Origin of the sequence: Faecalibacterium sp. AF10-46 (assembly GCF_003604105.1) — a bacterium.
GTDB classification, from domain to species: Bacteria; Bacillota; Clostridia; order Oscillospirales; family Ruminococcaceae; genus Faecalibacterium; species Faecalibacterium taiwanense.
Map to the genome: position 1 here is coordinate 621,137 of NZ_QVGY01000001.1, position 13,935 is coordinate 635,071.

Annotated in this window: 12 protein-coding genes; all 12 read right to left on the minus strand. The window is 52.8% G+C overall.

Annotated features, from left to right (window positions below):
• Positions 1-235 precede the first annotated feature (235 nt).
• A complete protein-coding gene (locus DWV57_RS03035) occupies positions 236-487 on the minus strand; it encodes a phage holin (RefSeq protein WP_118527290.1) in 252 nt (83 codons plus the stop codon).
• Positions 484-723 carry a hypothetical protein gene (locus tag DWV57_RS03040; RefSeq protein WP_097775474.1) on the minus strand — a complete coding sequence of 80 codons (240 nt, stop codon included), beginning with the start codon at positions 721-723 and terminating at the stop codon, positions 484-486. Before DWV57_RS03040 ends, DWV57_RS03035 begins: the two co-directional genes overlap by 4 nt.
• A gap of 6 nt (positions 724-729) precedes the next feature.
• Positions 730-1,146, minus strand: a complete 417-nt coding sequence (locus DWV57_RS03045) for a D-Ala-D-Ala carboxypeptidase family metallohydrolase (protein ID WP_118527292.1) — start codon at positions 1,144-1,146, stop codon at positions 730-732.
• Between the two features lie 15 nt (positions 1,147-1,161).
• On the minus strand, positions 1,162-2,175 hold the full coding sequence (locus DWV57_RS03050) for a hypothetical protein (protein ID WP_118527294.1): 1,014 nt from the start codon (positions 2,173-2,175) through the stop codon (positions 1,162-1,164).
• 9 nt (positions 2,176-2,184) lie between these two features.
• Complete coding sequence (locus DWV57_RS03055) at positions 2,185-4,404, minus strand: phage tail protein (RefSeq protein ID WP_120019886.1); 2,220 nt, start codon at positions 4,402-4,404, stop codon at positions 2,185-2,187.
• 4 nt (positions 4,405-4,408) lie between these two features.
• Positions 4,409-10,996 (minus strand): tape measure protein, encoded by a 6,588-nt coding sequence (locus DWV57_RS03060; protein WP_120019887.1) that lies wholly within the window; start codon positions 10,994-10,996, stop codon positions 4,409-4,411.
• Positions 10,993-11,379 carry an HK97 gp10 family phage protein gene (locus DWV57_RS03065; RefSeq protein WP_120019888.1) on the minus strand — a complete coding sequence of 129 codons (387 nt, stop codon included), beginning with the start codon at positions 11,377-11,379 and terminating at the stop codon, positions 10,993-10,995. The genes DWV57_RS03060 and DWV57_RS03065 overlap by 4 nt, the downstream gene beginning before the upstream one ends.
• Positions 11,380-11,385: 6 nt before the next feature.
• The gene (locus DWV57_RS03070) at positions 11,386-11,931 is read right to left on the minus strand and encodes a hypothetical protein (RefSeq protein ID WP_120019889.1); all 546 of its coding nucleotides are present in this window, start codon (positions 11,929-11,931) and stop codon (positions 11,386-11,388) included.
• Between the two features lie 116 nt (positions 11,932-12,047).
• Positions 12,048-12,488, minus strand: a complete 441-nt coding sequence (locus DWV57_RS03075) for a hypothetical protein (RefSeq protein ID WP_207666233.1) — start codon at positions 12,486-12,488, stop codon at positions 12,048-12,050.
• Positions 12,489-12,602: 114 nt separating this feature from the next.
• Complete coding sequence (locus DWV57_RS03080) at positions 12,603-13,259, minus strand: hypothetical protein (protein WP_120019890.1); 657 nt, start codon at positions 13,257-13,259, stop codon at positions 12,603-12,605.
• Positions 13,260-13,287: 28 nt separating this feature from the next.
• Entirely contained in the window at positions 13,288-13,620 is a 333-nt protein-coding gene (locus DWV57_RS03085; protein WP_120019891.1) for a hypothetical protein, read from the minus strand.
• The gene (locus DWV57_RS03090; protein WP_120019892.1) at positions 13,601-13,927 is read right to left on the minus strand and encodes a hypothetical protein; all 327 of its coding nucleotides are present in this window, start codon (positions 13,925-13,927) and stop codon (positions 13,601-13,603) included. The genes DWV57_RS03085 and DWV57_RS03090 overlap by 20 nt, the downstream gene beginning before the upstream one ends.
• Between the last annotated feature and the right edge of the window lie 8 nt (positions 13,928-13,935).

Below are 13,935 nucleotides of genomic sequence, written 5' to 3' on the forward strand. Positions count from 1 at the left end.
CCTCTAAAAATAAAAGTCCCTGCAATTTTCGCTCACAGCTCCCACTCAGAGCCATAAACGATCGTTGCAGGGGCTTTCTTCATCTTACCGGTCACTCCATTTTGAATTATGCAGACAGTTCCTGTCTTCGGTGAGTGCCAGATGAATTATTTTCAGGCAGTGCAGAAGAAACACTCAGCGTTGGATACGTGTGTGGATCACATTTTCCGCTCCTGCCCTGCCCAAAATATCATTTTTACTTCCCGCTCTTTGCCTTCAAGCGGTCATACTCCTTGTCGGCCGCAATGGCTTCCTTCGTAAAGGAGTTGTTCTTCCACCATGCGACCAGTGCCGCAATGGTCGTGATGCCAGCCGTCACCAGCTGTTCCACAGTGGTGCTCTCGATGGGCAGCGGACTCTTGCCCATGGCGCTCAGCATCTGGTTGGACAGAGCCAGCAGCAGAACGGCAGTACGTGCAATGGTGCCTGCAGTAATGTTGAAATTCATACGTTGCTCCTTTCGTGTTCGTATTCATGTACTTCGATGTCGGACATTCTGTGGTTCAACACCTGAATGTCTCTCTGGATGACCGGGATCTTCTCCGCAAAACCGTTGTGCTTGCGGACTTCCCGGGTCAGCTCCTCAATTTTGTATTCCATCACGGCATTGGAACGCGAGTTTGCGATCAGTACGCCGATTAGGGTCACAACACCGCTGAGGATGGCGGCAATGATGCTTTCCATCGGCGCTCACCCCTTCCAGCGGCTCTTGGCTTTGCGCACGTCCACATGCACCCAGCCGTTGGTGCGTCCCAGACCGGGCGGGTAAATGCCACAGCCACCGGCGTTGCCCAGCAGTTTGTCCGCGTAGGCATACACCTGCTCCACGCTGATGCCCTGCACCTGAATGTCTGCCGCCTTGCCGTACAGATGCTGGCTGAACTTTGCGGCATTCTTCTGCTTTGCGTTCCAGCTTGCCGTGCGGAATCCACTCGTGATTGTCACAGGCTTGCCAAAGTGCGTCCGGATCTTTTCCAGCACCTCCACAAGCGCCGTGTCAATGAACACCGGGTCGCTGCCGTCACGGCAGTAGAACTCGCGCACCTTGAAATGCTCCGAGAGCTTTTCGTTTCCATTTTTCAAAATGGAGTACGCTTCCAAACTCAAATATCATCCTTCCTTTCATCTTCCAAGCCGGAATGCTCCTTCTACCCGTTTCAGCGGCTTTACCTCCACAGGCAGGATATCTGCACACAGCATCGCCGCCACCGGCTTTGCTGCAGCATGCGCTGTGATCTTGATATTTCCCGTCACCGATGCCATTTTGATTTGCGCACTCGCATTGTCCTCTGCCATGGCAACACAACTTCCGGTCACATCCGTGCCGCCCATCTCTACGGTCAGTTCCAGCATTTCCTTCTCGCTGTCGCCTACGTTGAACACATTTTGATAGCTCATGCCGGCAACGATGCTCACCACCGGGTTCGTCTCGCTCACGCCGTCCAGTGCCCGCTCAATGGTAAAGCTCTCGTAAGCGCCTACCGTCACGGTGCACTCGGCTTTCACGCCGCCGCACTCTGCCGTCACCACCGCTGTGCCCTTCCGCAGGGCCAGAATGGTTCCATTTTGAGTAATTTTCACCACGTCCCGCGGTTTCGCGGTCACGTTCATCTTGCGGTAGAACGTATTCGTCGGCCCAACGCCCACCAGCAGCTGGTACTCCATGCCTCTGTTCAGCTTCAGATCGTATACGTTCAGCGCCACGGCTTCCACTTTCAGGGTGTACATGGTCGGGTGCAAGTTGTACTCCAGCGTGATCTTCGAGTGCCCCTTGTCGCTTTTGAGCTGGTTCACCCACAAGAGACCCGAATAATAATGGCTTGGATTGTCCTCCAGCGCAAACCGCACCCGCTGTCCCTTCAAGGTCTCGCAGATGGTCGTGTACGCGGTCTCCCAGTCCCAGCCGGCATAGTCGTTTTCGAGGTAGAACTCAATTTTTCCGGTACGGTCATCATAAGTAGGACGGTTTGCAGGGGTACGGCTGTAGTCCAGTGCGCCGTCTCTGCCGGGCACAGTCACGAACTTTGTCCGCTCAATGGGCGGTGCAATCACCGGCCGCGAGGAAGGGATCAGCTTCCAGTCGTCCCAGGTGTCAATGTAGTTGTCGCCTACATTTATAATAAGAGAATGGTACATTGATCTTCCTCACTTGTTGATGTATCCAATGGTGGACTGGATCGCGTTCCACGCCTTGCCCGCCGTTGCAAAGTTGCCCGCCTGCAAAGACGAGAGCTTTGCCGTGGTCGCACCAAAGGTAAAGTCTTTCTGGTCCAGCTCATGCAGCGGGATCACTTCCTTCGTGCAGGGCAGCCAGTCATCGATACCGTGCGGTTCCAAGAGCACGTACGTCTCCTTCATAAAGTCCAGCCGGTCGGTGTCCACGCCAATATCACACAGGTCTGCAGCGTTGATCTGCACACTTCCGGTGAAACCGCTGTACTTTTTCAGCTCGTCCGTGGCCTTCTTCAAAAGGCTGTCTCCCGTGGAATCGGTTCCTTCCACCACAAGGACGCGCTGGCACAGGCCGTACTTCTTGATGGATTCTCCGTTGTACGCTTCCCGCGAGATGGGGTTCGTGGTCTCCCAGAAGAACCATCCGCTCTTGTACCAACCATATGCCTTCACCGAGTTCACGATGTCGCCGGCCTTGATGTAGTACGAAATGTCCAGCAGGTTCTTTCCAAGCTCGATCACCTGATCGGTCTTGTCGTTCAGTTTTGCCAGATAGTCCAGATATCTTGTGTAAACGCGCACGCCGTCCACCATTTTGATTTCTTTGCGCAGGCGCAGATATCCGCCGTACTTTCCGGTCAGGCTGTTGGTCAGTACGCTCCAGCAGTCGCTGATGGCCTTGGTCTCCTTGTCCGTGTCGCTTTCCGGCTTTTCTACGGTCACGTTTCCGGGCAGGAACACCTTGCCTTCGCCCTTGAAGCCGACGTGTTCTTCCGGGTCATCCTCCACGGTCAGCGCCAGTGCCAGCAGTTCGGACGCCGTGTAGAACTTGTTCTCTACCAGACAGTCTCTGTCCTGCAAGTATCCAAACTCGCTCTCGCAGGTCACTTCCATGTCCAGCTCAAAGTTCTTTTCCATTTCGGTGATATAGCCCATAAAGATCTCGCGGCCGTCCTCTTCTATGCTGACTACCGGCTTTTTCAGCTCCAGCTTGTCGTAGAATGGGTTCGAGACGGGCACAGTAAAGGTAAACGAACTGATCTCGTTGGCTTCCAGTGCCACTTCCGGGTCAAGGATCACCGGCGCATTCTCGTTGAACGGATCGTCCAGAATGTTTCGCTCTGTCCAGTAGTAGCTCTGTCCATCCGCCGTGCCTTTGATCTGCCCGATGTACACCACGTACCCGGATGAACGGATGCGGTTCACTCTGCAGCTTTTCCGGTTAGTGGTCCGGCCGTCGCTGGCTTCTACCGTCAGGATATAGTCGGTGTTCCAGTCAAAGCTTTCCTGCTCTTTCTGTGATATTTCAAACCGGTATACTCCATTTTGAATTGCCGTAAACGTCCTGTGCACTTCGCCGTTCAGCTTTTCGGTCACGGTAATGGTGTTACCATCTGCATCATAAACGCGGTACGGCAGCCCGAACTTTCCCCACCGCCCAAATACGCCGTTCATGCCAAAGTAGTTGCTCTGGATCTCCGGTCCGCTGTTGGCTGTCAGACATCCATTGTCGTCCACCGTGGCGTTCTCGTCCACGCAGAAACATACGAGAATATTCGGGCTGGAAACTCCCCACTGTCCCGTTGTCGTATCCCAGTAGGTGTTAATGTACCCCGGCGACCCGGGGTCGGCACCTCTGCCGTGCTTCACGTAAAGGCTCAGCGCCTCTCCGCGGGTGTTATCGCCATCTTCGTAGTTTTTGGTGCTTCGCGTGCTGAACACATACGTCCACAGGTCGTAGATGTTGCTTCCTTCGGTAATATCCGCCCTGCCGCCGCTCAGACTATCCTCAAAAAATCTTCGGATTCCCGTAAACAGCGCCGTATCTCCGCTGAAGTCTACTACCCTTGGCACAAAGAACCGCTGTTCTTCCAGCGTACCGCTCTCACTTGAACCATAATCATACCGGATCGTCACCGGCACGATGGTCTTCAGCGTGTCCTCACTCAGCCGTGCTGCGTAGGTGTTTTCCAGCCAGTTGCGCAGGGTCGGCTCGTTCTTCCACGAAACATCTTTCTTGTTGTTGCCCCACTTCACTGCGTCTTTCAGCAGGGTGGTGCGCATCAGCATGGTCTTGCCCTTGCCGTTCAGGTCTTTTTCGTAGTTGTGCTGGGCCACCACAAACTCTGCTGCAACGCCGTCCTCGTACACTTTCAGGGTATCACCGGGGTTCAGTTCTTTGATGATCGCCATTTTCTCACTTCACTTTCGCTGCAGTCAGCCGTCCCATCCGGTCATCAATGTAGCCAATGGCCTTTCTGCCGTTGATGGTCACGCTCATGCCCTTGATGCTCTCGGCCACGCCGTCCATGTGCCCGGCCAGTGCATTGATGGCACGCAGCGTGTCCTCATTTCCGGCGCTCTTCAGTCCATTTTGAAGCTGCACTTCGGCATCGATCTTGTTTGCAAGGTTCCGGCTCACATCTCCGTCAAGGCTCAGTGATCTTGTCGCCGCAAAGGCATTGTCGATCTCGTCCGCACCTTCCAGCACGTTGGTCAGGTCCACCACGGGCACGATCTGGGGCGTGTACTCGTAGTCGTCGCCCATCACCTTGCTGATGGTCCCAAGCGCACCCTTTGCAATGTCCATGGCATTCTCGGTCATGTCGCTCACGGCATCGTCCACAATGGGCGCATCTTCCTTCACGCCATCGCTGATACCCTTGTCGATCTCCGAGCCAACGTCCTTTGCGCCGGTGGCCTTTTCCTTCTTCCGGCTGCTGATAAACCACGCAATACCGCCGATCAGTGCCGCGATGGCTGCAATAATGCCCACCACAATCAGCAGTTCCGGCAGCACCGCCAGTATGGAAGCGCCCAGCCCGCCCAGTGCTTCGCCAATGCCGCCAATGGTAATGGCCGCACCGCCGCCTGCCGTGCCCAGCTGGCTCAGCATGGTCAACAGGCCTCCGCTTCCGGTCAGAGCGTTTTGCACCTGTCCCGCTCCATTTTGAAGTTTGCTCACAAACCCCATCATCAGCGTTCCAGTCTCCTGCAAAAGCTGCTGGCCCATCTCGGTGCTCATCAGGTCGATGATGGCGGTCGCAGCGGATACCAGCGCACCGGCATAGTCACCCTGCATTGCGGATGTAATGGCCGAAAGAAACTCCGTCCCGATTTCAATGCCTTCCTCGCTGAACGCCGCACCGAACACCCGTTCCAGCGTCCCGCTCATCTCTTCGCCCATGGCTTCGGAAGCTTTCTTCCATACCTCGGTAAAGGCGTTGCTGATGGGCACCCAGTTCTTCTGGATGGCATTGGCAAGCTTTACCACCAGCTTCTTGCCGCTGTCGTCCAGATTCATGGCATCTGCCAGTGCCCCTGCAAAGCTCACCATAGAGCTGCGGGCAGAAAGCAGCTGGTCTTCGTAGCCCTTGCGCTCGTCATCGCTCAGATCGACCCGGTTACCGTCCGCGTCCAGCGTATAGCCTTTCTTCAGGATATCCTGCAGTTCGGCAGTTTTCTGCAGCTCTGCATTCATGTTCTGCAAAGCGCTCACCGTGCCCAGAATGCTGGTCGTGATGCCCTGATACTTCGCTTTTCTTGCCTCAGCGCTGTTCTCTCCGTATTCTTCCACAGCCTGCTTGTAGGCCTCTGCACGGTCTGCAATACTGCCGTCGTCGTAGACGCTCGTCAGCAGGTCCATGCGGCTCTGCATCCGGCTTTGTTCATCCTTGATGATAGAAAGCTGCGCATCCAGCTTGTTCAGAGACTGCTTTGCAATGTTATTTTGAAGCTGCAGGCTCTCGGTCTGCGCATCCAGATAGTCGTTCCAGGCTTCCTTTGTGCGCAGGTCGCTTTCGCCGTATTCCTTCCGCAGGGTCTCCCACTGCTCTTTCGCCTTGGCTTCTTTTTTCTGCTTCAGCTCCAGTTCGTCCTTCTGGTACTCAGTCTCCCGATCGATCTTGTCCAGCTTTGAGGCAGTGTTGCTGTTCTGGGCAGTCCAGAGGTTGTACTCTTTTTCCAGTGTGTCAAGGTCGGTGTCATACCGCTTCGTAATGTCTTCAAACAGGCCGGTGTACTGGTCTGCCTGCAATTTCGCAAGGCTGGTCTTTTCGCTCAGCAGGCTGGCGTAGGCTTCCTTGGTCTCGGTCTTGTCCGCGCCCCAGCGCTTCAGCATTTCGTCGTACTTTGCCTGTGCAATGGCCACCCGCTCGGTCTGGTTCGCAATTTCTGCCGCCGCGTTCTCCATCTTCTTCGCCAGCAGCGTGTCCTCGTCCGCACTATATTGGTTCTCGGTCTGCCACAGCTCGTACTCGCTGTCCAGTGCTTCCCGTGCCGCCTTGTTTGCTTCCAGCTTCGGCTTGTACTTTTCCTCGATCTGCTGGGCCACGGTCTTCTTCGTGCCGGAGGAGCCTTTTTTCTTGCCGGTGGTTGTACCGCCAGAACCGGCAGGGCTCGTATCTCCGGAGCCAAAAAGTGTTCCAAGAATATCTTCCGCAGCATCATCTGCCACAGTATTTGGAGTCACATTCCGGTACTTGCTGATCTCTTTTTCGTACCACTCGTCAAACCAGTCGTCTTTGGAACCAGTTTGAACATTCTTCGCCGCGCCCAGTCCGTTATAGAAACTACTGGCCGCATCACTGCCTTTGCTGAACATCCAACGGTTCAAACCATCAAACGTACCGGAAAGTCCAGATTTTACATTTTCACCAAATACCTTGGTTCCAGCATTCAGCTTCGTAATAGATGCTGTTCCATTCAGTCCGTTTATAAGACCCGGTGCAAACCACTGGCCGAGCTCCCTCATCCAGGTCGAAGGCGAATTGATTCCAAACGCGTTCCGAAAGAAATCCTTCACCTTATTGCACAGAGTCTGAACACCGTTGTTTGCAGTCTGCACGGAAGCTCCAGTATTCAGGCCATTGGCAAGTCCCTGAGACATGTATTCTCCGATTTTGCCAAAGAAACCCGAAATCGTGCCCAGCAAGCCACCAAACAGGTTTATCGGATTAAGATGTTCAGAAAGCCATGCAACAATATTTCCCAGCAGTTCACTCAGTGCACCTTTGATGCCGCCTCCCTCACCGCCACCATCCCATGCCCATGCGATCAGATCGATAATGGTCTGGATCACTATAGTGCCCAGCGTAAACAAAGCCTGTCCAATAGGCTCACTGCACTGTACGATAACATTGCAAATGGCTACGATGAGCTGAGCAAGTGCATTGCCGATTGCAGGAACGGCCTGCGCAATTGCGTTGCATACCGCTACAATAATTTCAGCGATTGCAATAGCAATACTTCCAGCTGCTGTTCCAAGCCCTGCGATTACTCCAGCGATAAAAACGCCAATTGCAGAGCCAAGCGTTCCAAGTGCCACGACAAGTGCTTCCATCTGAAGAGGCATTAGACTTACTGCTGCCATCGTTCCAAGCAGCAATGCAAAGCTTCCTGCCAGCAAACTCAGAGCTGCAGAAACAGCAATGACAATTGGACCTGCAAACGACATTGTTCCAACAGCAATCGCAAAAATGCCAAGTGCCCCACCAACTGCGAGTAATCCATGCCCGATCTCTTCAAGTGACATTTCGCCAAGAGATTTCAGCGGAGAAACGAGAGCATTCAACACAACCGACATGATAAGGAACGAAGTTGCACTGCCAAGAGAGCCTTTTACAAGAGTCAGTGCGACGCCCATTTCAATCAGTCCGCCTGCCATTGCTGCCAGTGCCACGCCGATCCGACCGAGCGTCATGCCACCGAGGTTTGCCAGAGCATTGGATAGAATCAGCAGCCCTCCGGACAAAATAGTTAAGGCAGTTGCTGTAGAAATCACATGTTCTGCCAAGTTGGACAACATGTTGAAAACCGCAATTTCGCCAAGAATCGCACCCAGTGCACCAAGTCCATTCTGGAGTTCATCTGCCGACATCTTGCTGAATGCCGACACTGATTTTTCCAACACACTCAGTGCTGCTGCCAAGACCAAAATTCCCACTGCTTTTCCTGCCGTCAGTCCGCCAAAATTACTCAGCCCCGAAAACGCAGCAACTTCCGCCAGCAGTCCTGCTACGGCAATAAGACCCTTCTCAATTCCATCCCAGCCAAGGTCAGCCAACTGTTCTACTGCTTCTGCAAGGACACGAACTGCCGCAGCCATTGCAAGCATACCCATGGCATGCTTAGCACCATCTTTTGCCCATTTTGAAATTGCAACTTGTGCGGCAACCAATTCTGCCATCACCGTGCCCAATGTGATAACTGAAGTCAGAAGCTTTCCGGTTTCAATTTCAGAAATCTTCTTCAGCGCAGACGTAAGGATTAGAACACCTGCTGCCATAACGACCATTGAACTGGTGCCTTTGCCAACTTTTTTGGCTTTTTTCGCAATTTCGTCATAAATTGCAAGCGCCACAAGCAGTTCAGCGAACAGCGCAATCATAGCTCCCGTAGATGCAGCCAACCGTTCTGGCTTCACCAGCGAAAGCACAACAAGTGACCCCGCAAGAATTGCCACAGCGGTCGAAATCGTCTTGAGCGTTTCTGTGTTCTTGTTGTTTTTCCATGCAGTGACAGCTTCTCCTAACTTGTTAAGAAGTTCTGCCACACCCCCGATTGTGTCTTTAACCGTAGAGCCGATATCTTTAAAGGCTTCCAGAAAGCCCTTAATGCCTGCAATGAGCCCGGCAATCATTCCAGCATTCGCAAAGCCCCAAAGTGCGTTGCCATTCAGATTACCAAAAGCACCGGATGCACCGCTGCCCAGTTCTTCAAAAATCTCCCCGATTTTATCAGCAAGCCATTTCAGCTTTGGTGTAATGAAAGAAATAAAATTTTCAAACCACTCACCAAGGGTCTTTAACGGGTCGAACACGACAGAGACGTTATTCGATACATCAGTCAGTACCCCTGCAAAGGTCTGCATCCCTTCAGACACCTTTCCGATAATCCAGTGAATACCATCCAGTGTCGTCTTAAACGCCTTAGAGTTATTGACCGCATTGGCCATCTCAACCAAGCAATCGCCCAATGACGCTGTAATACTTAAAAAGCCGCCAGCAAGTGGAGATACAGCATTGAATACCTCCCCCAGAACCTTACCAACGGTTAAAAGCACATTTTTCCCAACATTCAGCACAGCAAAAATACCACTGAATGTTCGTTCGATTTTATCGACTGTCTCGTCACTGATGCTGAGCTTTGCAGTAAACTCGTCAATTGACTTTGCGATGTTGTAGATCTGATCGGCCGTGATGGGCGAGAATATCTTCTGCCAGGCACGTGCTACCGGCTCCACAACTTTTTCAAGTGCCTCAAAAACATTCCAAATGGACTCGATAAGATGCTCCCGACCGGAGAGCTCACCGATTTTCTTGGAGTAAATATCAAGATTCAGGCTGCCGTCTGCGACCTGCTGATTAACTTCCTCAAAGCTCTTTGCCAGAGACCTCACCTGAGCAGGATCGAGTTTTTTGGCTTTTAAAGCATCGTCACTCAAAGCTCCCAGTGCTGAAAGCTGCTTGTACGATTCTTTCAACCCATTTTGAAGCTGCTCAGCGGAAACACCTCCCTGCTGCAAAGCCTTGGCAAAACTTCCGGCATCATCAATCTGTTTTTGACTGATTGAACCATTTGCAAGCATGACCTTTTCCAGCATCTGACTATAAAAGTCAGCACTGTCGCCCAGTGTGGTTCTCAACTGCTGCCAACCGGTATTCAGGCCTCCGGCCAACATGGTATTACGGGCTTCAGACGATTTGTTTATAAGATCTGAAAAGACGTCACTGAATCTTGTGAAAAGCTCTTTCGCCTCTTCAAAGTCACCAATAATCGTTTGCCAAGTCTGAGTCCATCCAGACTGCAGCGCTTCGGTCAAAGTATCTTTCAGCTGACTGAACGTTTTGACTTTTGTTGCAGCGTCATTTGCAGTCTTGCCCATCTCCATGATTTTCTTGATCTGCTCATCGGTGTATCCAATGGACTTCAAGGTTTCCTCATTGAGATCGCCAGTGAACTTCTGAAGAGTTTCAGTCAGAATAGACGAAGTCAGCCATCCCTTGGATAAGGTCTCACGGAAGGAACCTTCCTTTTTTATCATGCTATCAATGGCAATACCATGCACACGAGCGGTTTCTTTCAAGGCATCTTGAAACACCTGACCGCCCATACCAGCATTGACTACGGAGTTCCAATCCTGTAATTTCACAGTACCGGATGCGAGTGCCTGTGAGAGCTGATACATGGCTGTACTAGCCTGCTGGCTGGTCGAGCCAGATACAGCTGCAAGGTTTGCAATACCCTTAATAGCTGAAACGGAAGTATTCAAATCAACGCCTGCCGCTGTAAACGTGCCAATGTTACGGGTCATTTCCGTAAAATTGTAAATCGTCAGGTCGGCATAGTGATTCAGCTCATCCAGTGCAGCATTGACTTGGCCCAACGTAGTGCCTTTGCTTGATGTATTGGCCAGAATCGTCTGAACTGCATTGATCTGCGTTTCATACTCCTGAAAGCCACTGATAATAGGATCAAGCGATAATGCTTTGACAAGCCGTTCACCAGCATCAACTGCCTGATTTGTAATCCGCATCAGCGCAGTTACGCCAATCACCTCGACAGCCGAGAATTTTTGGCTCAGATTATCCAGAGCATTCAGCAAAGCATTGAATTTTACCTTTTCTGATGCATCTGAGACTTTCTCAAAGCCTTTTTCCGCTCCTTTGAACATCAGTTTTTCGTTGAGTGCCGTCAAGCTTCGCATTGTCTGCTGAACTTTGTTTTCAAACAATGCGTTGTTGAACCGCATCTCTACGACGCGTTCATCTATTTCTTTACTCAAAGATTTCGCACCTCCTTCCACAATTCATCGGCCAGAGCAGAAAAAATCGGAGCCAAGGCAGGGTTAATATAATCCACTCCCTGCACATAGGCCCCGTTTCTCGTCCCGTGCCCGTATTGTAAGATCACCGCAATAGGCACTCCGTCCACAATGTTGCTGTTCTTCCAGCACAGCGTGGCCCCGCTCTTGTCCATTTTGATTTCGTAGCTCCAGCTTGCCGCTGTCTTTCCGGTGGCTTTCGGGGTAGCGTCTGCAAGCCGTTCTGCACCCAGCTTGCCGTATTTTTCCAAAATTGGCCGCACACTCCAGCTCTTGATGTGGCTGAAAAAGGTCAGGCTTTTCTTAAAGTCGCCTTTCTGCCGGATCTCAATTACCTTGCTCAAAAGCTCTTACCCCCTCGAGTGAAACTTCGCCCTGCGCTGTGCGTTCAGCGCCCGGATGTGCGCCGCCTGCTCGTGTCTGCCCATCTTCTCGGGCGGCAGGTTCTCTTCCCCGCAGGCCCGGATCAGCGCCAAAAGCCGGTTCAGGTGCCACTTTTCGCACTCGAACGGGATGCCGTAGCTTGCCATGGCGGCGTAAAACAGGTCTGCCGTCTGGTAGCGTGCGCGCTTCTTGCCGCCTTTGCGGTCTTTAAAGGTCGCGGCCGTCATCGGGTCGCTCATATATCGTTGAATGGCCAGCCAGTCTTCCCGCCGCAGTCTTGTGTATACGGTCGGGTCCACACCCTTTGTCAGGGTCATGCATCGGACGAAATCAAGCGTTTCTTCGCGTGTTTTCTTCACGTTTTCGTCCAAGTACGGCTTGTGCCATTTGCTTTCCCATTTAGACAGGGAGAGCAGGCTGTATTCCAACCTCAAAGTTACCGGCTCGTCGTATACGAACATGTTTGTTCGCTCATCCCAGCGTTCTTCGCCGGGAATATGCAATTCCAGCATTCTTTCACTCCCCTGTGCTCTTAAATGCGTGTCTTTTCCAAGGCAAAAAAATAAAAGGATGGCCGTTTTTTACGCGGTCATCCCTAGCCGCCGAAGCGGCAAAATATCAGAGCTTATCAGCCCTGTACCGGTGCCACGCTCAGTGCAGGCGCAGCGCTTGCGGTTGCGGCCATCTCCATAGCCGGGTTCTGATTGCACAGGTCAGCAGGCATCAGACCATTGATGAAATCTGCCGCCTTCTGCGCATCGGACATCAGCTCCATGTAGATTGCGCTGAAAGCCGGGCTTGCCTCGAACTCTGCACGAATGGCATCATTCTTGAGGAACAGACGGCCATCGTCGCTCTTCTTGCCGTAGGTCATCAGCAGAACGTCCTTGAACAGCTTCATCAGAGCAGTCTGGTCATTGGCTGCCATAATGCGCTGGATGTAGCCCCTCATACCACCTTCTACGCTCATCTGCATCTCCGTCAGCTCGGCCATGGACAGATTGAAGTAGAAGTCCTCGGTGCGCTGGTTACCGTCATAGTCGGTATAGGAAATGGTCTTTTTCAGCATCTTAATCTCTCCTTATCGGTTCATTTTGATTTTTTTCTCTCAGCAAAGCTCGCCCCTTCGGGAGAGCTGCAAGCAGCGCCGGCAAATGCCGGACTGCGCGCTGAGAGGGCGTTTTTACACAGCAGCCTTTACTGCAGCGAGCAGCTCGTCCGGGGTGGGCAGCTTTGCATTCTCGCTGTCGGTGCCGTACAGCAGGTCTTCCACGGCCTTCATCTGCTTTGCGGTCAGCTCAGTGCTGTCAAACTCTGCCACCGCCGCAGCCTTCAGGTCTGCAATGTTCACAGGCACGGTATCGCACTCCCAGCTGAAGGTCTCGGCATCCGGGCTGTCGTTCATAGTCTCGTGGCTCTTCTCAGCAGGCTTTGCGGTCGCATTCCACACCACATGGATGATGTAACCGGCATCGGGGTCCTGATCGGTGCCCACCTTGGTCTGCCATGTAAAGCCGAATGCCTTGCGCTTCTGCTGGCCGATGCGCACGCCCTTCACAGGACTGCCCAGACCGTCGCAGGGCTCAAACTCGGGCGGGTACATATAGGATTCAATGGTAAAGCCGTAGTCCTCGCCGGAGATCAGGCGGGCGTACTTCATGTTGTCAGCCCACAGGTCGGTAGGTTCTGCGCCGCTGGGGCTTTCCGTCACGCCGGTCAGGCCATTCCATGCAGCGCCATTGTCGTAGCCCTCGCCATCGGCCTTGGGGTAAACCACGCCGTACGAAACACCGGCGTGGAACTTGCGGGTACCGTCAACGTCCCAATTCAGTTTTGCCATAGGTTTTGTCCTCCTTTATAAATAGATATCAGTACCACACGCTGAATACGTCGTGGTATAAGTTGTCCGAAATGAAATGGCGGTCATGAGAAGCCTTTGCAAGCAAACCCATGGCCGCCGTCATTTCGCTGTCCGGTTTTGTGTCGATCACGGTAACAGAATAATGGAAGGTCTGGCGGTATACGCGGTCGTCAGCCTTCAGGCTGCGGATCTTTTCCAGCTTGTAGCAGATACAAGGGTATTTCATCCGCAGGTTTGCAGGCGGCTGGTAGTACACGTTTTCACTGCCGCACCGCTGTTTCACGATGCTGCGCAAAAGCGCATCCAGCCCGGAGCGTCTTTCACTCAGTTTCATTGCCATGCCATAACCCTCCCAGCGTCAGCACGATGCGCGGGTACTCCACGCTCGCGTCCGTCACCTTCCATTTTCCGCCATAAAGCGTCACATACCGCAGATTGGAAAAGTGCTCCTGAACATACGGGTCAGCGATGACGCTCAGCGTGTTCGCAAGGCTGATATCATCGTTCACCTTGTCGCCGGACTGGTTCCTGCGCGTGTTCCGTGTCAGGTCGCCGTAACAGTCACGCTCTGTCACGATCTCCGAGTGCACACTCAGCTCTGTCTCCTTGGTCTCCACGAAACCAAGCTTCCCAAACCACTTGCTCATAGCACTTT

Coding starts and splice junctions, on each gene's coding strand:
- DWV57_RS03035 (WP_118527290.1), bottom strand. CDS start 487: ATGAATTTCAACATTACTGCAGGCACCATTGCACGTACTGCCGTTCTG.
- DWV57_RS03040 (WP_097775474.1), bottom strand. CDS start 723: ATGGAAAGCATCATTGCCGCCATCCTCAGCGGTGTTGTGACCCTAATC.
- DWV57_RS03050 (WP_118527294.1), bottom strand. CDS start 2,175: ATGTACCATTCTCTTATTATAAATGTAGGCGACAACTACATTGACACC.
- DWV57_RS03055 (WP_120019886.1), bottom strand. CDS start 4,404: ATGGCGATCATCAAAGAACTGAACCCCGGTGATACCCTGAAAGTGTAC.
- DWV57_RS03070 (WP_120019889.1), bottom strand. CDS start 11,931: ATGCTGGAATTGCATATTCCCGGCGAAGAACGCTGGGATGAGCGAACA.
- DWV57_RS03075 (WP_207666233.1), bottom strand. CDS start 12,488: ATGCTGAAAAAGACCATTTCCTATACCGACTATGACGGTAACCAGCGC.
- DWV57_RS03080 (WP_120019890.1), bottom strand. CDS start 13,259: ATGGCAAAACTGAATTGGGACGTTGACGGTACCCGCAAGTTCCACGCC.
- DWV57_RS03085 (WP_120019891.1), bottom strand. CDS start 13,620: ATGGCAATGAAACTGAGTGAAAGACGCTCCGGGCTGGATGCGCTTTTG.
- DWV57_RS03090 (WP_120019892.1), bottom strand. CDS start 13,927: ATGAGCAAGTGGTTTGGGAAGCTTGGTTTCGTGGAGACCAAGGAGACA.